The sequence below is a fragment of the Pseudomonas sp. MWU12-2037 genome (genome assembly GCF_023242345.1).
GTDB classification, from domain to species: Bacteria; Pseudomonadota; Gammaproteobacteria; order Pseudomonadales; family Pseudomonadaceae; genus Aquipseudomonas; species Aquipseudomonas gingeri_D.
The window spans coordinates 42504-62993 of record NZ_JALLIZ010000025.1 but is presented as its reverse complement, the minus strand read 5'-3'; the positions used below and the strand labels follow the sequence as shown (position 1 = coordinate 62993).

The 20490-nt window shown below is 60.6% G+C and carries 8 protein-coding genes and 1 tRNA gene; 3 read left to right on the top strand and 6 right to left on the bottom strand.

Going from position 1 to position 20490, the window contains the following annotated elements; genetic code table 11:
- Nucleotides 1–16: 16 nt before the first annotated feature.
- Nucleotides 17–92 (bottom strand) — tRNA-Val (locus tag M5B42_RS29440).
- 160 nt (nt 93–252) lie between these two features.
- Here M5B42_RS29440 and rdgC point away from each other — a divergent pair.
- From rdgC to sugE, 3 genes are all read left to right on the top strand, one after another.
- Nucleotides 253–1173: a recombination-associated protein RdgC gene (gene rdgC / locus M5B42_RS29435; RefSeq protein WP_103499789.1), complete on the top strand. Its 921-nt coding sequence runs from the start codon at nt 253–255 to the stop codon at nt 1171–1173.
- A 268-nt stretch (nt 1174–1441) separates the two neighbouring features.
- A complete protein-coding gene (locus M5B42_RS29430; RefSeq protein ID WP_248747791.1) occupies nt 1442–2407 on the top strand; it encodes a bile acid:sodium symporter family protein in 966 nt (321 codons plus the stop codon).
- A gap of 116 nt (nt 2408–2523) precedes the next feature.
- The gene (gene sugE, locus M5B42_RS29425) at nt 2524–2841 is read left to right on the top strand and encodes a quaternary ammonium compound efflux SMR transporter SugE (RefSeq protein WP_248747790.1); all 318 of its coding nucleotides are present in this window, start codon (nt 2524–2526) and stop codon (nt 2839–2841) included.
- A gap of 231 nt (nt 2842–3072) precedes the next feature.
- Here the strand turns inward: sugE and M5B42_RS29420 are convergent, their stop codons facing one another.
- From M5B42_RS29420 to M5B42_RS29400, 5 genes are all read right to left on the bottom strand, one after another.
- Entirely contained in the window at nt 3073–4950 is a 1878-nt protein-coding gene (locus M5B42_RS29420) for an MFS transporter (protein ID WP_248747789.1), read from the bottom strand.
- A 91-nt stretch (nt 4951–5041) separates the two neighbouring features.
- Complete coding sequence (locus M5B42_RS29415; protein ID WP_248747788.1) at nt 5042–6196, bottom strand: TDT family transporter; 1155 nt, start codon at nt 6194–6196, stop codon at nt 5042–5044.
- A gap of 272 nt (nt 6197–6468) precedes the next feature.
- Nucleotides 6469–10899 carry a hypothetical protein gene (locus M5B42_RS29410; protein WP_248747787.1) on the bottom strand — a complete coding sequence of 1477 codons (4431 nt, stop codon included), beginning with the start codon at nt 10897–10899 and terminating at the stop codon, nt 6469–6471.
- Nucleotides 10900–10983: 84 nt separating this feature from the next.
- On the bottom strand, nt 10984–15531 hold the full coding sequence (locus tag M5B42_RS29405) for a neuraminidase-like domain-containing protein (RefSeq protein ID WP_248747786.1): 4548 nt from the start codon (nt 15529–15531) through the stop codon (nt 10984–10986).
- Nucleotides 15528–20363 (bottom strand): Tc toxin subunit A, encoded by a 4836-nt coding sequence (locus tag M5B42_RS29400; protein WP_248747785.1) that lies wholly within the window; start codon nt 20361–20363, stop codon nt 15528–15530. Before M5B42_RS29400 ends, M5B42_RS29405 begins: the two co-directional genes overlap by 4 nt.
- Between the last annotated feature and the right edge of the window lie 127 nt (nt 20364–20490).

The window sequence follows — 20490 nt, the reverse complement described above, 5'->3', positions numbered from 1 at the left end:
TAACACTGATATCGAATGGTGGGTGATGACGGGATCGAACCGCCGACCCTCTGCTTGTAAGGCAGATGCTCTCCCGGCTGAGCTAATCACCCTTCGCTTTCGGTGTGGCGCGCATTCTACGGAGCACTCCCCACTCTGGCAAGCACTTTTTTTAATATTTTTCTCAGGCCTTCCAAAGACTTAGCAGAGGGTTGGCCTATGGGCCCACGAAGAGAATAATGCCCTCCTTTGTATAAAGGAGAGATGCACCCCATGTGGTTCAAGAACCTGCTGATCTACCGCCTGACCCAAGATCTGCCTTTTGATGCCGAGGCGCTGGAGACCGCACTGGCGAGCAAACCGGCCCGCCCCTGTGCAAGCCAGGAGTTGACCACTTACGGTTTCGTCGCGCCCTTCGGCAAAGGCGAAGACGCCCCGCTGGTGCATGTCAGCGGCGACTTCCTGCTGGTGGCCGCGCGCAAGGAAGAACGTATCCTGCCGGGTAGCGTGGTGCGCGATGCACTGAAGGAAAAGGTCGAGGAGATCGAAGCCGAACAGATGCGCAAGGTCTACAAGAAGGAGCGTGACCAGCTCAAGGATGAAATCATCCAGGCGTTCCTGCCGCGTGCCTTTATCCGTCGTTCGTCGACCTTTGCCGCGATTGCGCCGAAACAGGGCCTGATCCTGGTCAACTCGGCCAGCCCAAAACGCGCCGAGGACCTGCTGTCGACCCTGCGTGAAGTACTCGGCACCCTGCCGGTGCGTCCGTTGACGGTGAAAACCGCGCCAAGCGCGATCATGACCGACTGGGTGAAGACCCAGGTGACCGCGGAGCACTTCTTCGTCCTCGACGAATGCGAGCTGCGTGATACCCATGAAGACGGCGGCATTGTGCGCTGCAAGCGCCAGGACCTGACCGGCGAGGAAATCCAGCTGCACCTGAGCACCGGCAAGGTGGTGACCCAGTTGTCCCTGGCCTGGCAGGACAAGCTGTCCTTCGTGCTCGACGACAAGATGGTGGTCAAGCGCCTGAAGTTCGAAGACCTGCTGCAAGACCAGGCCGAACAGGACGGCGGCGAAGAAGCCCTGGGCCAGTTGGATGCCAGCTTCACCCTGATGATGCTGACCTTCGGCGAGTTCCTGCCGCAGTTGTTCGAGGCCCTGGGTGGCGAGGAAATGCCGCAGGGTATCTGATCACGCCGTAACAACGGGCGAACGCCTGTGGGAGCGGAGCTTGCCCGCGAAGAACGATGACTCAGTGTGCCAGACAGACCCGGTCGCCAGCATTCGCGGGCAAGCTCCGCTCCCACAGGTACTCCACCGTGTGCAGACTCTCGGTTCAACACAGAGATCCTGGGAGCCGGACTTACCGGAAGGCCATTGAGGCCACCACAAGCTTCGTGGTTAAGCTCCTCTCCCACAACGCCTGCTTGATCCGCCCCCCCATAACAAGGAACCCCCCATGCGCGCACTGGCCACACTCAGCCGCTTCGTCGGCAATACCTTCGCCTACTGGGTGTTGATTTTCGCCGTGCTGGCGTTCCTGCAACCCACCTGGTTCATCGCCCTGAAATTCGCCATCGTGCCGCTGCTCGGCCTGGTGATGTTCGGCATGGGCCTGACCCTCAAACTCGACGATTTCGCCGAAGTCGCCCGCCATCCTTGGCGCGTGGCCCTGGGCGTGATCGCCCACTTTATTATCATGCCCGGCGTCGCCTGGCTGCTCTGCCGGGCCTTCCAGCTGCCGGCGGAAATCGCCGTCGGGGTGATCCTGGTCGGCTGCTGCCCCAGCGGCACCTCTTCCAATGTCATGACCTGGCTGGCCCGCGGCGACCTCGCGCTGTCGGTGGCCATCGCCGCCGTCACCACCCTGCTCGCCCCGCTGCTGACCCCCGCGCTGATCTGGCTGCTGGCCTCGGCCTGGTTGCCGGTGCAGTTCAGCGAGCTGTTCTGGTCGATCCTGCAGGTGGTGCTGCTGCCGATTGTGCTCGGCGTCGTCGCCCAACGCCTGCTGGGTGAGCGAGTCCGCCACGCAGTAGAAGTCCTGCCGCTGGTGTCGGTGGTGAGCATCGTGATCATCGTCGCCGCCGTGGTCGCCGCCAGCCAGGCGAAAATCGCCGAGTCCGGCCTGCTGATCATGGCCGTGGTGATGCTGCACAACAGCTTCGGCTACCTGCTGGGGTACTTCACCGGTCGCCTGTTCAAGCTGCCGCTGGCCCAGCGCAAATCCCTGGCGCTGGAAGTCGGCATGCAGAACTCGGGCCTCGGCGCCGCCCTGGCCAGCGCACACTTCTCGCCGCTGGCGGCGGTGCCCAGCGCGTTGTTCAGTGTCTGGCACAATATTTCCGGGGCCCTGCTCTCCACCTGGTTCAGCCGTATGAGCGAAAAACAGGACCGCGCACAGGCGGCTGACAGCGCCCTGAACTGAAGGAAACTTGATCCACCGGACAGGAATGGGCACTATAGTGCGCAGCGCAGGGACGACCTTGCGGCTTGCGCGCAGTAACCATACGGGGACGACCCCATCCATAGATGGAGGTTTTCATGTCCTGGATCATTCTGTTTTTCGCCGGACTGTTCGAAGTCGGCTGGGCCGTTGGCCTCAAGTACACCGACGGTTTCAGCCGCCCGCTCCCCACCGCGCTCACCGTCACGGCCATGGCTGTCAGCCTCGGTCTGCTGGGCCTTGCCATGAAGGAATTGCCGCTGGGCACCGCCTATGCGATCTGGACCGGTGTCGGCGCGGTGGGCACGGTGATCGCCGGGATCATCCTGTTCGGTGAGTCCATGGCGTTGTTCCGCTTGGCGAGCGTGGGCTTGATCATTGCCGGGTTGATCGGCCTGAAGGTTTCGGCGGCCTGACATCCTGTTCGACCCTACACTCACCCAACTATCTTGAGCCTCGACTTGCCACTACGACCAACACCGTCCTGTAGGAGCCTGGCTTGCCCGCGAAGCTTTGCGATCTCACGGGCCTCTTCGCTGGCAAGCCAGGCTCCTACAGGACGGTGTTGGCCGTAGTAGAGGGAAAGGTCAAGGCGGTATCAACAAAAACCGTGTTCAACCATGAGTAATGGCTGAACACGCAACGCTCTATCGGTGCACCATTCCGCGCAATTGCAACACCTGTTCACGCAATTGCTCCGGCACCGCCACCTCGGCCCCGACCGGCGTCCCCGCCACCAGGGTCACCCGCGACCACAACCGGCGGAACAAGCCCTTGGCCGGATCACGGCTGAAGAAACTGCCCCACAAGCCTTGCAACGCCAGCGGAATCACCGGCACCGGGGTCTCCTCCAGCACGCGGGTCATGCCGCCCTTGAACTCGTTGATCTCACCGTCGGTGGTCAGCTTGCCCTCAGGGAAGATGCACACCAACTCCCCTTCCTTCAGGTACTCGGCGATCTTGCGGAATGCGCGCTCATAGATCTCCAGGTCTTCGCTGCGCCCGGCAATCGGAATAGCCCCGGCCGTGCGGAAGATAAAGTTGAGCACCGGCAAGCGGTAGATCTTGTAATACATCACGAAGCGAATCGGCCGCCGCACCGCGCCGCCGATCAGCAACGCATCGACAAACGACACATGGTTGCAGACCAGCAAGGCCGCCCCCTCATCGGGGATCAAGTCCAGGTTGCGGTGCTCGACGCGGTACATGGAATGGCTGAGCAGCCAGATCATGAAACGCATGCTGAACTCGGGCACGATCTTGAAGATATAGGTGTTGACCGCGATATTCATCACCGACACCACCAGGAACAACTCGGGGATCGACAGCTTCGCCACACTCAACAGCAGGATCGAGACAATCGCCGAGACCACCATGAACAGCGCGTTGAGGATGTTGTTGGCGGCAATCACCCGGGCCCGCTCGTTCTCGGCGGTCCGCGACTGGATCAGGGCATACAGCGGCACGATGTAGAAACCGCCGAACACCCCCAGCCCGAGGATATCCACCAGCACCCACCAGGCCTGGTGATAACCGAGGATCGCCAGCCAGTCGTTGGCCTGCACGTTCTGCGGCAGATTGCCCGAATGCCACCACAACAACAGGCCGAACAGCGTCAGGCCGAACGAGCCGAAAGGCACCAGGCCGATTTCCACCTTGCGCCCTGACAAGCGCTCGCAGAGCATGGAGCCGGCGGCAATCCCCACCGAGAACACCGTGAGGATCAGCGTCACCACGGTTTCATCGCCGTACAACCACTCCTTGGCGTACGCCGGGATCTGCGTCAGGTAGATCGCCCCGACGAACCAGAACCAGGAGTTGCCGACAATCGAGCGCGACACGGCGGGCGTCTGCCCCAAACCCAGGCGCAAGGTGGCCCAGGACTGGCTGAAGATATTCCAGTTCAAACGCAGTTGCGGGCTCGCCGCCGCCGCCCGCGGAATGCTGCGGCTGGCCAGATAGCCGAGCACCGCCACCAGCACAATGGCGCTGGAGACGATAGGCGCGTAGTGCGCCGAAGACATCATCACCCCGGCACCGATGGTCCCCGCCAGGATCGCCAGGAAGGTGCCCATTTCCACCAGGCCGTTACCACCCACCAGCTCGTCTTCAGCCAGGGCCTGGGGCAGAATCGAGTATTTGACCGGGCCGAACAGCGCCGAGTGGGTGCCCATGGCGAACAGCGTCAGCAGCATCAACGACAGGTGATCGAACACAAAGCCCACGGCACCCACCGCCATGATCACGATTTCACCCAGCTTGATCACCCGGATCAGCGCGTCCTTGGCGAACTTTTCGCCGAACTGGCCGGCCAGGGCCGAGAACAGGAAGAACGGCAGGATGAACAGCAAGGCACAGAGGTTGACCCAGATGCCGCGATCACCCGTAAGGGCCAGCTTGTAGAGGATGGCAAGGATCAACGACTGCTTGAACAGATTGTCGTTGAACGCACCGAGGGACTGCGTGACGAAGAACGGCAGGAAACGCCGTGTACGCAGCAGGCTGAACTGTGAGGGGTGACTCATCTTCCCTGTACCTGAGTGGCGCCGAGAGCGGCTTTCTTGTTGGAAGGCGGATCACCACCCCCGGGCCACAACCTTACCTAAAATCAGGCAACTATTTCGCTATTCCTGCCAGGCAAGGCGAAACAAAAAGCTCGCCTTTGTAGGCACCGCGCAGGGTCCGCGCGCCGACAATCAGCCAGAGCACCGCCAGTAACGCCACCAGCACCAGGCCGAAACCACTGAAAAAGCCCAGGTGCAAGGTGCTGCCCAATTTCAAGGTGGCCAGGGAGTAGACGCCCAGAGGGAAGGTGTAGCCCCACCAGCCGAGATTGAACGGGATGCCCCGGCGCAGGTAACGCAGGGTGATCAACACCGCCATCAGCATCCACCACAGGCCGAAACCCCAGAGGATGATCCCGGCGACCAGGCCCAGCCCGCTGGCGATTTCACCGATGCCAGCGAAACCGTTGGCGGCGAAAATCGCCGGCGAGTCCGCGCCCAGCACCAGCATGCCCAAGGCTCCGGTCCCGATCGGGCCTAGCGCCAGCCAGCTCGAGGCCGCCATGTTTTCATGGGGCAACTTGTGCAAGACCATGCGCAACAGCAGGATCACCAGGATGCTGAACGCCACCGGCACCGAGAACGCCCAGAGCACATAGCTGGTGATCAACACGTTGAACTGCATAGGGGTATCGAGCAGGTGCGGCGCCAGCAGGCCACCGCTGGCCGCCGCCACTTCCGCGGCCACCACCGGCAACAGCCAGACCGCCGTCATCTGGTCAATGCTGTGCTCCTGGCGGGTGAACATCAGGTAGGGAATCAGCACGCCGCAGGCCAGGGACATGGCCACGTCGATCCACCACAGCACTTCGGCGACCTGCACCGCGCTGTCGCCCCAGCGTGGCACGCCGAACAGCAGGAAACCGTTGATGATGGTCGCCAGCCCCATGGGAATGGTGCCGAAGAACATCGAGACCGTGGAATGCCCGAAAATCCGCCGCGCCTCATGGAAGAACAATACCCAACGCGCGCCGTAGAGCAGGCTGAACACGGTGAACAGCAGGATATTGAACAGCCACAAGCCTTCGGCGAAGGCGCGCTGGCCCGGGACTTCGACCGGCAACTGGGCCAGGGCCAGCGCCAGGACACCGGTGCCCATGGTGGCGGCGAACCAGTTGGGGGTGAACTGGCGAATGACTTCACGAGGGTGCTGCAGGTGGCCTAAAGGCCGGATTCCGGGTTTGACGCTATTGGGGCACGGTTGCATGACTGACTCCTGTCCTCGGGTGAGGTTGCAGCCATCATAGAACCGGATCGAATATCCATATAACGGGTAATCTCTCTAACTGTTATCTATTTTACAGATAAGCAGTCAAGGACTAAACACACTATTCAGCTCGCCGCCGCTCTTCGGGTGCCTCAGATAGTTTTTCGGGATCGTGGTTTTGAGCCCCTTGGCCGCGACCGGGTTCAGTTGCTCGTTGCCAGTGCCTCACCTGATCGTTGACACTGGCAACTGTTTTATATTCGCTCTCGTTATTATGCCTTTAGTAGATGAAAAGGCCCTGGACTCACCGCCTCGCTGCTTGGCTCAGACGGGTCAAACACCAAGGCCACCTCGACTTTCACTAACGCGCCTATGGGCACCGCTTCCAGATCTCGGCGCGGGATTTCCATGGACAGGCCAGCGGTGACTTGCGAGGGGGTCACGGCCCCGCTATATATCTCGGTCCTGAGAGCATCCACCAACCAGACGGCGTCGAAAAACGCCGTGACCAATTGGCCCTGTGCGATCAACGGCCACGGCGCCAAGGTTACCTGCGCATTGCCCGTGAAGCTGCTCAGAACCAGTGTTTGGTCCTGGGCCTGCACGATCCTTGGTTTGGGCAGGTCGCCCGAATTCATCGCCATGACGACGATCCTGTCCCAATCCGATGGCAGCGAGGTCGTGACACCGCGCGTCACCGTGTAGGTGATAAACACATGCTTGTTCAGATTGAAAGCGATGACCGACACCGGGATAGGGATCTCCCGAGTGGTAGGCAGCGTCTGCTCCGGGGTGGTATGAGACCCGGCCCCGGCGGTGCCGGCCCAGGTCACGCTGACCCGATCCCCGGGTTGGATACCGTAGTCCGGAATCACCACGGTCAGATTATCCTTGCCATCCGCCGGACGCAGGGCCTGGTAGGGTGAGTAGCCAGAGCCTTGCTTGAGGCTGGGAGCGGTCAGATCCATTGCGCGGACAGTATAGGTGCGTAGAGGGAAGGTCTGGGCATGGGCTTCGTTGGTGCTTTTACTGAAGTCGACCTTGAACTCCATTGTCAGGGTGCTGCCATGCATCAGTTCCTTCAGGTAGCTATAGGCGGCCGGGACCTCATAGAATTCTTGGGAGATCCAAGTAGGATTGACCCTTGGGCCCCGTGGGGGCGGTGCCCAGATGTTCAGGTCATAGGGGACGGTCCCGTCGGCCTTGGTACCCTTGAGGCGCAGCCACACATCCTGATCCGGGGCGATAAACGGCCAGATGCCGACCCGGCAGGTCGCGTTGGCACTGATAGTACTCAGATTCAGTTCAGTGCCTTCCCCCTCATCGGCGGCTTGCAGAAGCTTCGGCTTGGCGCCCAACAGATCACTCTGAGCAAAGGGCAGTACCGCCACATTGAGTGGGGCCGACGGTGATAATTCGCGGCCACCACGGGTCACCGTATAGGTGACTGTTACAGGCCCACCCAGGTTGTAGACGATCACCTCGACCGGGACAGGTATCTCCCGGCTGCTAGGCAGCACTTGCAGAGGTGTGGTGTGTGACCCGGCGCCGGCGGTTCCCGCCCAGGTCACCCTGACCTCATCGCCGGGCAGGATGCCGTAATCCGGAATCACCACGGTCAGGGCATCCTTGGCCGCCACCGGATTCAACTGTTGGAAGTTGGGCGCGGTGCCGATGGCCTGCTTGACGCGAGGGGTGGACAGGTTCCGGACATCGAACACGTTTAAAAGGCGTACGTTGGAGAAGACCGGACTGACAGGATAGATCGCCTTGGCATACAGACGGCGATCACCGACGTCGACCGTTATATCTTTTGTCCAGATGCCCGTGGTTGCATTGGCTGTCGCCTCGCCCTTGAGAACTGCACCGGCTCCACTCCCGTCGTAAATCTCGACTTTTTGCCCCTTGCTGGCGTGACCCGAGAGCTTCAAGGTGAGACTGACTGTCGTGCCGCGGTCCGGAATTTCAACTTCGTCGGCGTCTTTGACGCTGTCGAGAGTCGGCTCCACGACGGGAACCACGGTTAAATTGCGAACGGTTGAGTAGATCGAATCGGCAGGATAGAGCGCTTTGGCATACAGACGGCATGCATGGATCTCGACGGTTATCTCTTTTGTCCATCTGCCTGTGTTTACATCGGCTATCGCCTGGCCCTTGGAAACCGCAGTGCTTCCACTTCCGTCGTAAATCTCGACGGTTTGCCCCAGGCTGGCGTGACCCGACAGTTTCAACGTGGTGCTGAGGGTGAGTCCGCCCTCCGAGACCTCTTCGTCGCTGGCGTCTTTAACGCTGTCGAGGGTCGGGCGAATCAGTTCGATGGACTTGACGGTATAGGTGCGCGACGGAAACGTGGTGGCCTGACCTACCTCGGTGCTCTGGTTGAAGGAGGCCTTGAACACCAGCGTCAATGTGCTGCCGTCCCGTAACCCCCGCAGATCGTCGTAGGGAATTTCTTTTTCACCGTATCCTCGGTTATACCATTCCACGCTTACCCAGTTACCTGACCCTCTCCAAAGATCTTTTTCGTAAGCTGAATCATCGATATTCGTACCCTCCACGTGCAGCCATGTGCGTTGGCCGTGTGCAATGAGCGGCCAGCTATCAACACGCACCATGGCGTCGCCCGACAAGCTGCCCACGTCCAGTTCGGCACCATTGCCGTCCTGCGCGGCCTCGAGGATACGTGGGCGGCTCGGCTCCAACGCGCTCTGCGGCAAGGCGCCGACAGCCAGCGTTAGGTCGTCCGAGGCCGGCAGCGGCTCGCCGTCGCGAATCACGGTGTAGCTGACCGTCACCGACTGGCCCAGACTGTAGGCAATCAGCGACACCGGCAACGGGATCGTCTTCTCCCCTACCGTTCCCACCTCAACCGGTGACGTGGTAACCGAACCCTCCGCCGGGCTGCCGGCCGCCCCGGTCCAGGTGACGCTGATCCTGTCGCTAGCCAGCATGCCGTCATATTGCGGCACCAGCGCCGTCAGCGTGTCTACCGCCGCCAGCGGCTCGAGCTGGCCGCCGGATGCCTCGTCAATGGTCAAGGCCGGCAACCTGTTGGTGGTGCCATTCAATATCGGCGGTTGTTTGAAGCGAATACAGTCGAAGCGCAGGGCAAAGTCGCCACTGACCTCCGCAGTCGTGATGCTCCAGGTGAGGCCGCTGGCGGTCAGGGGTCGATCACCCGTCGGCTCGATCTGAAGCCTTTGCGCAGGATCGACGGTGAGCGCCAGATCCTGACCGATCAGCACGCTGTCGGCGCGTGGTTCGAGGGTCAGTTGGTAGGACTGGCCGGGCAGGATCCGCCAACTCTCTTCGGGTGAAATTTCCGTTCCATCGACGCTGAGTTCGAACTGCGCCCATAGGCGGGTCGGGATGGTTTTGACAACAAAGTCTTGCGTGTCAGCTTCAGGCTTGTAAGGGCTGTCGACAACTGCGATGACCGTGGCATCGGCAGTTGGCTGATAACTGAAGAGTGCCCACCCACCCTCCCCAGTGAACTCGGTTTCCAGAAGGTCGCTGCCGTGGCGCCATTCGACGGCAGCGCCGGGTTCCGGCTTGCCGGAGACGGTGTAATGAACCTTCACCTGAAGATCGATGGTTTCCCTTTCCTCGACGCTTGGCCAATAGTCGGGCTGCCGCTGGTCGGTGATGTCGAGCTTGTAGGGCCCGACGATGCAGGCCAACGCTTCATAGGGAGCGGCATGGTAGACACTTTCGAAGCACAGGGTTGCCGTCTTGCCGTTGACCCCGAGGTCATCCTCATCGGCATCGTTGCGAATGTCCCAGGCTTTGGCGATATGTTGGGCCTCGTCATCCGCGTCGGGGTCTGTCGGCACCACTTGCAGCCCGGCCTGCCCGGCCTCGTTCTGATCGGTAAAGGAGGCATAGGCGCTGGTGCCGGTATAAATCCCGGCACCGGCCCATCCGCACTCTTCGGCCACCGGCAGGGTGAGAGCGTGCGCCCCTCCCCCCCGACAGATCGGCATATAGGCACGACCGTCCTTTTCCACCCAATAACGGGCGCCAACCCCATCAAATTCGGGCATGGGTTCATTCGTGCTCAACGCCAGCGGCTTGAGATGCACGAACACCGACACACCGTCGGCCATCTCGGGAGCGACATCCGTCCCCAGCGCCTTGCCGGAAAAATGCAACTCCCCCGGGCCGGCCGGCCAGTTCGGCTCTTGCGCGATAAGCTGATCACGCCCGGGCTCGGTCGTTGCATCGGCAGCGGCGGATGGATCGAACAGTCCGGACTGAAGGGCCAGGGCAGCCTTTGGCTGGGTGTTTGCGTCGTTCAGAACAATTTTGTCATCGCAGATCAGCCAATCGCGTGGCGGCTCCGCTGCCGCGTTCACGCTGCTCGTCTGCAACTCACGCGTCCAGAAATGCGTCCCGGCGTTGAAATACGCCACCACTCTTGGGTTTTCGCTCGCCTGCTGCGTCGGCTGATACAAAAACCTGACTTGATAGCCGGGCTCCCCCGTCAGGCGCAGGTCGATGGGCAGATCGAATTCGATCGCGGCTTCCGCTTCACCATAGAGGTAGACATACCGGCGCTGGGTGTCGTTGCTTGACACATAGATGAGATCGGCACCGCTGAAACCTGCTCCCGTGCGTCTCTTCCATTCGGGAGGCCAGGTGCTCGTGGGCAGGTCGGCTGCCGTGCCCAACAGGTTCCGGTTGATCCGTTTTTGCAGGTTCATGTCCACACTCCCCAACAGGTTGTGTTTGCGTCAGTCCGGGCGACTGCGTGCCAGTCTTGAACGAGGCCTTGTGTGCGCTGCGTCCTACCGGCGAAACCCCGTCTCATTTAAAAGCGCTTCGATTTTTTCGGAAAAATCTCTGCCGCCATCGAGGGCGGTGTATTCCACTTGGACGATAATGTCGGTCAGCGACGCTAGAAGCCGCTCTTGCGTGCCAGGGCGAGTCCGTGGAATGGAGATCTGCCACGAGGAGATCGCGCCGGTTCGTTCAAAGGACGCGTAGCGCTCTTCGTCGAAGGAAAAACGGGAGCCGATGCCGTCATCGTCGAGTCCGTCGGAAACCGCGATTTGCGGCTGAGCGCGCAGGTTATAGCGCACATGGGTGGTATCGGCATCGGGATGCTGGGGATCGTAGAGGTGACGAGCGCCGCCGAGATCGGGTTTGATCAAGAGCTTGCTGGAGATTTGCGTCAGCGTCATGCTGGCCATTTCATAGGGGCCGAGCAACGCCGGCAGCGTGACCGATATACGCCGGATCTGACGCAGGTAGTGGCCGGGATAGTCGCTGTCGTAAAACCGACTATCGAGATTGAAGTCCAGTTTCCCGGTGCTCTCGAGCAGCAGCAGTTTATCTGACCACTCTTCCTCCGCGAAATAGTCGCGCAGCGAGACCATCTTCCTGATCGTCAGGCGCCGTTCATAGCGATGGACAAAGGCCGACTCCATGCGCAACAGCCCAAGCGTCAGCGTGTCACCGGCCGTGAAGCCGTGATGGCTGTCGACCCATGCGCCCGGCAGGATAAAATGGGTTTCATAATCACCGATTTCATATTGCCAGCAGGCCTGCACCGACAAACACAGGGCGGTCACCGCATCGTAGGTCTGGAAATAAAGCGTTGCCATCTTGCTTTGCATCCAGCGGTAGAGCGAAGCCCGGGACGTGCGGGTCTGGGTGAGAAAGGCGTACATCTCCCTGGCTTGCTCGATGCTGCGGACCTGCTGGTTGAGCGAGACCACCGATGCCTGGATCTGGATTTTCTGGGCTTCCAGTTGCTTGTCCAGCGCGGCCCGCTCAGCGAGCGCCGCCTTGTGTTGGAAGTTCCATTCATCACGCATGCGCTGTTGCGAACCGTAGCGGTCGTGCAGGGTGCTCCAGATCGATTCTGTCTGACTGTATGCGCCCAGCATTGTCGCAGGCGCCTGAAACACACCACTGAACTTCATCCCCCCCGTAGCCATCCCGATGATATTGGGAACAGAATCCGCCCCATGTCCCACAGCGCTGACGAGTCCGGCGAGTAAGGTATTCGTTTTTGCCTGTTTCAGACTCTTGGCCGCCTCGATTTCTTCCTTGTTGAGATCCCTGAAGCTCACCCCCTCGAAATACTTTTCTCGCACTTCGATCGCAGCTCGGGAGGCCTCGAGGGCCTTGAGCATGGCCTTGGCATACTTCAACATTTCGTCTTGCAGTTCGCGACTGAAGTCCCCCATCTCGATCAGATGTTCCTGTTGCAGGGTTTCCTGGTCGCAGCGATCCGCCTGCTCCATGTATTGCCGGAGTTGATCGCCAAACCGGCACAGGGTCTGTACCGCCTGCTGCGCGCGGGGCAAGATGGCCATGAAGCGGTAAGGCGGAACGATCGGCGGCGTCAGGATATCTCGCAGGTTGAAGCCTCCACCACCGGCCTGGGCGCGCATCAGGTCTTTGGGGTTGATGGGCGTGTCGTAAAGCGGCAGGTCGATGGGCTTGCCGTCGATCGTCAGGTGATGCCGCAGGTTGTGCAGACGGGCTTGCAGCGTGTCCCAGACATCCAGCAGGTCCCGGTTGATTTCCGGCCGAAAGTCCGGGTGGTCCAGCATGGGCGCCCACAGTGCATGGCCGGATGTCAGCGGCAGATTGATCAGCGTATCGACCGACAGCGATTGGGCGAGCGCATCGAAACACTCGAGGTTTCGGGCGCCCTCCAGCTCACTGAGTGTTTTGGGTGTCCAGTTGGACGCTCCGCGCACATCAGGGGCCGGTCCCATCATCCGCGCAGCCCTCAGATAGAGCATTTTGGCTTCGGTCAGACTGTCGCGCGTGAGTTGCCTGTAGAGCCAATCCCCCCATTCGATCAGGGTTTCGACATAGTCACGAAAAATCCGTTTGCGATAGTGGATCGGGTTGCTGTAGGCGATGGCATCCGGATCGGCGGGCGATGCCACTTCGAAGCTTGGATCGCCCTCCATCAGCAACGGGCGCGAGCGCCAGTAGGCGGTGGTTTCGATGCGTCCCGGATTGATCCTGGCGGATGGATCGAACAGATGGTGCAGCCAGCCGAGCGCATCCTCGTAGCTCATTTCGCGACGCAGGCGCACCGCTATCAGGTGCGGAAGGTGGAAGAATATTTCCCAGAAATAGCGCCCGTTCGCCCCGTGGAAATCAAGAAACTCCGGTTCATTGGACCCTGGCCGCGGCGGCTCTTCGGTGTGCTGGCTGTCCCAGGAGAGCAAACTGTCGATGGAGAGCGCCGCCCGCTCCACCAATTCGCGACCGAACGTGGTGTTCAGGCGGATGGCGTCGACGGTTTTGTCCGCGCCGAACTCAAGACCAAAATCGAGAAACTGACCGGCCTGGCCTTGAACGCTTTCGGGTCCCCTGGCGATCCTCGGCCCGTCGAGCGACGGGGCCTTCAACCTGACCTCGTATTCTTGATAGCCCTGGCTCCAGGTATCGTCTGTGTATTCCCCCAACCCGACGGCAATGATTTGGGAAACGCTCGCCAAGGGGAGTATTTTCAAATGCGACGCCGCGCCATTGAATCGAAAGAGCGGCAGCTCACCGGCGGGCGTCTTGTCTTCCCCTACCCAGATCGGCATGGCCACTGGATTTGCCCATTGGGTGCCACGCCGGGTGAAGGATTCATTTATTTTAAAGCCGGAACTACCGCCACTCGTAACCTTCAGCCAGGTTCCAAAGGTGTAGTAAGCGTCATCCGACATATTCGCCATGTGCAAGAATGTATCGCTATAAACCCCCTCCCTGTCCACTGCCGGAAAAGATGTGCCAAACCTGGGAGGGCCCCCCACAAAATTCACGTGGTGCCCCACCGCCCCCTGCTCGTTCACTAACTCGATCCGCACGGGGAGCGCATAACCACGCCACGACGAGAAATCAAGTTTCACGTCGTAGTAGGGGCGGCCAGAAGACGACTCACGGAACACCATATCGATATCGAAAAAGGTAGATTGTGTTTGCGTGTCATTGGGTTGAACGCGCACCACGGCCTGAGATAGCCATTTCTCATGCAGTTTCTGCGCGCTATCGACTGTGACGGACAGGCTTTTTCCGGCGATATTCATTGCCCGAAGGCGCAGATAGTCTGTGAGCAGGGACGGATGCGCGCTGCCTTTGACTCGGATGGATTCCACTGGCCATTCCTTGTAATCCCCCTCTTCCCCCAGCTGCGGCAAGCGTCGCTGAAGGTAGGATGGGCCTTGATCAGGCGCCCCCTGCGAATACTGGGCGAGTAAGCGGTCAATATGGCGCTGCTCTTTTTCTACAAGTCCGATGCGGTTCAACAACTCATCCCACGCGTAATAGCATGTCGTGCGCTCGCCACCTGCGGTCGACAGGATAATGCCGAGCACCATCTGTTTCGCTTCTTTGGTAAGCCCGCTGTCGCTGGTGATAGCCAGAAGAGCGCTCTGGCCTTCATCGGCACGTGCACGTCGGTGGCGCTTGCCGGGTGGCGTGCTTTCGCGCTCGAGCATGACCGTGTCAACGGTCAAGGACGGCGCCCAAGTGCCGCTCAACCCGCGATAGGAAAAGCGAATATCGAACAGGTCCCAGTTGAGCCCCTCACTCTCGCCGATTTCATTGAGGGACGACCTGCTCACCCAGAAGACATAAAGCCGGTTGCCAAAGAAGGTCAGGCGCACGCTCGAAGCATCACCAATCCCGGCCTCGATAGGCTCCCATTCGCTCCAGGCACTGGGAGGAACGCGGGTTTGCTCCTGGCCGAGAACGATCGCGACCTTGCGCCAGTAATATTTATTGTCGGCACGCTTGCGCCCGAGAAAGTAATAATCCGCCCGGTAAACCGTTGAATCAGATATGACAAAAGGCCCATCGATATAACCGTTGAGCACATCGATATCGGCGACGTCCTCGAATCTCTCCAGGTAGGCGAGAACGGACGATTGTGCACGCTCGGTGTTGAGGCGCCCTTGCGCCAGGTCCCCCTCCAACTGTTCATAGAACCGTGATTTGACGATGCGCAATTGCGGATCGATATAGTTCTCCGGATAGCTTTGCAGTTTTTCCGCGCCGGCCCAGATCGCATAACGGCTTTCCCACCGGCGCCAGGTGTCGACTTCCCGCTCATCGAAAGGCTGGCTGAAACCCGGCTCGTCGCCGGAGTAGATGCCGTGGATATAGCGCTGCAGGCTGGCGATCATCTCGCCCACGGGGGAGGTTTTCGGTGCCGTGCCGACATGGTGGTCGAACAGGTGATACGCATCCAGATCAGCGGCGGCCGCCAACACGTTGGTATCGCCGTCCCGGGCCGCCACGGTACCCAGATAACATTCAAGGAGCGCTTCCTGGCGCTGCTTGCTCAAGGCTTCGAGTTTCGTCGTAAGATCGGTCATGACCATGCCTCTTGGATTTTCGTTCGCAAGATCTGGCTGTAGGGGGTGCCTTGCAGTGTTGCGCCGATCGAAAACACCGCCCTGGGATCCGGCAGCTGCCGGCAATCGATTTGCCAGCTCAAGCGTCCGCCCTCGGGCAGCCGACGCATCTGCAGGAAACTCGGATTGGCCACCAGCCCCTGGCCGACCGGATTGACGCCACTCCAGGTCAGGGCAATCTCGCGTCCTGTCATATCACTGGGGGCGGACCTGTCCTCAAGGGTCAATGTGTAGCGCTTGCCTACGCTGAACGTCAGCGAATCCTGCTCGTCTTCGCTCTCCGGCTGATCGATCAGCGTCAAGAAGAACGCCCAATGCGGCTCTGCCAGGACATTCACCGTGAACGTCACTGCCTGCCCCGCGAGGGCATTCAGCGTGGCCGACAAGGTATATTCTCCAGCCCCATCAATCGGCACGGCAAAAACCGCTGTGCCTTCGGAATCGGTTCGCGTCTCTTTCCCGCCCCCGGCGCCGTCCATGGTCCATTGCACGGGGTATTCGCCAACCCCCTGCAACACCGTCTCGGTACCGCCCCTGACCTCGGCTTCCACCCGGACCCGCATATGTACCACCTCACCGGCCTGTGCAATCACCGACACATTGGCCGGCGACGCCGCGGCAAGCCTCGGCACGGGAAGAATGATCATGACTTGTTCGAAGAACTCCGTTCTGTCGTCCCCGTCCTGTGAAGGCAACAGGGTCGCGCGGACCGTCATGGCCCCTTCCTTCACCACCGACGAAGGCAACTCGAGCACTGCGTATCCGTCAGGATCAGAAGCAACCGGCTCGTCAGATTCATACGTCGACCCATCGGCGAATTGCACGCTCCAGTCGATGTGTTCTTCCGGTTTGCCCGCTCCGCTCAGGGAGAGAACGCGGCAGGCGATGCTGACGTCCTGCCCCACGACATTCGGCCCCTGGAAGCGCAGCCTGTAGAGGCTTTTATCGATAAAGGGCGCGTCGATGAAGCAAAACGTTGCAAACCCTTCAAGCTCCAGACCGGCGCCCAGAGTTGCCCGGACCTTCGTGACCCCCACCTCGTTGCTGTACAGCTCGGCACGGGCGACCCCGTTTTCATCGGCAATCGTCGTATCCTTCCTGAACTGACCTGGCCCCTCGATCACGCTCCAGCGCACACGCCGGTTACGCCCCCAGTTCCCATAACCGTCGCGCAAGATGACGGACAATTCGAAAGACTCACGACGACCGGCCAGTTTGGGTGCAACGTCCTCATCCGGTTTCGGCTGACGCAGGTCCAGCGTTTCCTCGTCGCAGTCGATGGTCACCGCGGGCATGGCAATCCGCTGGTCGAGGCCGATGGTGGCAAACACCGTTGCAATGCCCATCTCGGCACTCGAGACCAGCGTGACTTCGACCACACCGTCCGCATCCGTGTGCGAGATATCCGCATCCAGGGCACCGGGGCCTGTCAGCGACCAACGCACGCGGATATTGACCAGCGCTTTGCCGCTCAAGTCCCGCACCAGCAAGCGATACACCGCCTGCGCCTTTTCCGGGACGTCGCTCAGCGCGTTGGCGACCAGGCGCGTCCGGTCGACCGAAGCCTCGCTCGTGGTCGCCTGGCCGACCTCGGGGGCATTGCCGGAACCGCCCAGTTGCAGTCGACCGGCATAGAGGCTGCCGAGGGCATATTGCACGGCGTTGCGATAGTCCTCCGTATTGGCGGACACCGGCAATCCGCCCAGTTCATGCAGCGCCAGAATACTGAGCTCGCTGGTGCGGGCCATTTCCAGCATCCGGATAAAACCATTGAATTGGCTCAGTTGCGTAATCACCCCCGTCGGGGCAATGAAGCGCGCGGCCTCAAGCACCTCGCGGGCGCTGACGCCCAACATCTCCGCAACCTTGACGGCGGCCGCATCCTGCATCAGGCGGGCATAATCCTCGCTCTCGGCAACCAGATCGGGATCGAAGGCCTGGGGATCGTTGACCAGGGACAAATAGTCCATCAATGCCGCTGGGGTCGCTTCCATTCGCGACGTGATATCGCGATAGGTTTGCAGGTGATACAGCGTGGTAAGCGCAATCGCGCCGGTTGCATCCAGGCCTGGGGCAAATCCGAATGGATCGGGGGCGTCGGGCCAGCCTTCCAGTTGCCGCTTGCTGGCCGCATGCCGGCTGAGCATTTCGCCATCCAGCTCGAACTGGCGAACCACATCGGCCAGGCGGTACAGGCTCCCGAGCTTCTGGAGCATGACGTCGACATTGCTCCAGTCTTCAAAGTCGCCGTCGCCGTCCTCGATGAACGCGTTCCGATACTGGGCCGCGGCGCGAAAACGCCGCGCAACCGGATCGGAGGGACTCAATAACTGCAAGGCCATCGAGCGCAACGACTCGGCGGGGGTCACCACGCCTTCCGTCTCCCAGACCCAACGCAAAATGGCGTAGACGCTCTGATCGGCCCATTCGATAAGAGGCAGGACAAGATCCGGCGAAATCGCCAGGTAGGTGGCCAGATGCTCCTCGACCAGCGCCCGCTGCGAAGCCCGCATCCGCAGAATGACCGCGGTCACGGATTCCACCACCGTATTTTTAAGCGTGTCCGCCTCACCCTGGTCGTTCATGGAGATGGGCTCCTCGCCCCGGGCGATCCTCTCCACCACATCGGCCACGATGTTGCGGACACTCACCGCGTAATCCGTGTCCGAGCCCGAGACGCCGTCAAGCACGATGCCCTGGGCATCGATAACGTCCGTGAGCGCGGCCACCCAATCAATGCCGAGCCTCGTCGCCCTGACATTCAAGGCGGCGGGAACACCTGCCTGCTCCAGGACTTCATTGGTGATGCGAAGACCGCCCAGCATCGTATGCAAGCTGGCGACCAATTGCCGTTCACTGTCACTGGCCACGGGCACTGTGGTGTTTGAACGCATGGCCCGCACAAACCACGCCAGATCGATGCCTTTGTCCCGGCACCAGCGCACGCAATCGACCACCGCCATCAACGCCGCGGAAAAGTCCATTTCACCCAGCGTGGGCAACGCATCGACCGAAGGGACGCCAGCCATCTGTTTCACAATCGGCCCCGATTGGCCGAGCGTCTGCACCAGCCCGATCAGGACCGTGGGGGTAACTTCCAGATAGCGGGCGATGCTGACAATGCGATAAAAGGAGGACAGGATCTCCAGGTTGCGCCTGAGTTCCGGCGGGTCATAGCTATTGGCGACAACACGCGCCAGATAGGTGAACTCGGACGTATCCAGGCCAAGGCTGGCACAGATCGCCTGGACGGTTTCCCGCCCGTGTTCATCGGTGTTGTCTTCGATCCGTGCGCTAAATGGCGAATTGTCCAGAAGCAGGGGGCTCCCCAAAAGCCCATGGTTGACAAAAATGCGGTCATATTGGGCGACCTCCTCTCCAGCGCCAAAAATCGATACCTTGTCGAGCCAGGCGGCAAAGTCCTCCGCGGTCACCCCATAACGCAGGCGCAGTTCGCAAAAAACCCCAAGGGCTTTCAGCGTATTGCGCGTGATTTGTGGCGCCCCGCTTTTTTTCTCGGCGCGATGGGCGGCGACAATCAGTTGATCCATCTCTCGAAAAGAGCTCCCCAGCCAGTGGCTGAGGCGGATCAGCCGGTGGATCCGATCCGCGCGTTCATCCGTCAGATTCGCCAGTTGAACGGGTGGATCGACCGGGACGGCTTCGGTGTCCCTGGCCTGTTGGAAGGTGTGCGGGTCATGCATGACCACCAGGTCAATGGCGGGGCTCCGCGCACCATTGATATAAACCGCGCCAAACTCATGGGGGCCGGGCTCCTGCAGGGAAACCGCCGCCGCGGACACATGCGCGGACAAAACCGGCGCGTCTTCGCTGACGGCAAACAACCCGGGCAGCGCGTCCCGCGTTATCCCGGCGCGCGTGCAGAATTCCGCGCTGTCTTCCAGAGCCGCCCGGGAATAGACTCGATAGGTCGTCCAGTAGAAGCTCGCCATCTCTTCTTCGTTTCCTGGCCGGGCGCCGTTGAAAATCGCCTCCAGAAGCAGTTCCCGGCGCGCCGGTCCGATTGGCAGACTCAGAAGGAAGGTGTCGTCGCCGCGATCTGTCTGCATGCCTGGAAAGGCAAAATAATGAAACTCCGGATCGGTTGCCCGCGCCAGCTCGCCAAACGCTGAAACAGACGAGTCAAAAAGCGACAGGATCACTTGAAGCTGCTCAACCCAATGCTCGTACGGCATGCTCAGCGGATAACGCGCTCTGGCAAGGACACTGTCCGCCTCAGCGGTGTCGGGATCCGATAGCCGCCCGGCGTCGAGAAGCGACGCCTCCAAAATCTTCGTCGACAGCGACAACACCGAACATTCCTGCGTCATTGCCGCGGAATCAATCAGTTCGGCGGCCATATCCGGCCGCCGAACCTGCAGACGAAACCGGTTCCCCTCGTCTCCGGCGCCCTCCAGGGAGAGTGCCTTTTTGTAAAGACTGACCAGATAGGCCACGGGCGAGGTTCTTGCCTCAATGGCATTCGGACGGGCCATGTTCGACCAGTCTTCGTCAAACTCCATGTCATAACGCGGCCCATCCGTGAGCGAGGCAAAACCACGACGCACATCATAGGTCAGGCGATCCGCGCCTCGAAGCTCGCGTTCGCGGTACTGCCGCGCCATCCATATCGCCGTGCTGACCGCGCGTTCATGCAGTTCCCGCGCCTGCCCGATGCGCAGGCCCTGTGCAACCCAGCGCTCAGGGTGCTCCCGCGCAAGCGCCAGGATCGAGCCCGCCTGCGCAACAATGGCATTGATTGTTTCGCTTCCAGACGGATTCAATTGCGACATGATGGTTGTCGCCAACAGAGCCCCGGAAGCTGAAGAATGGGAGCCGGAGGGCGCGCGAAGATCAGGTGGCATAAAAGTTCTCCGAAGAAAGACTTCTAGACCCACAGCCTGCGCGCGAAACTACCCA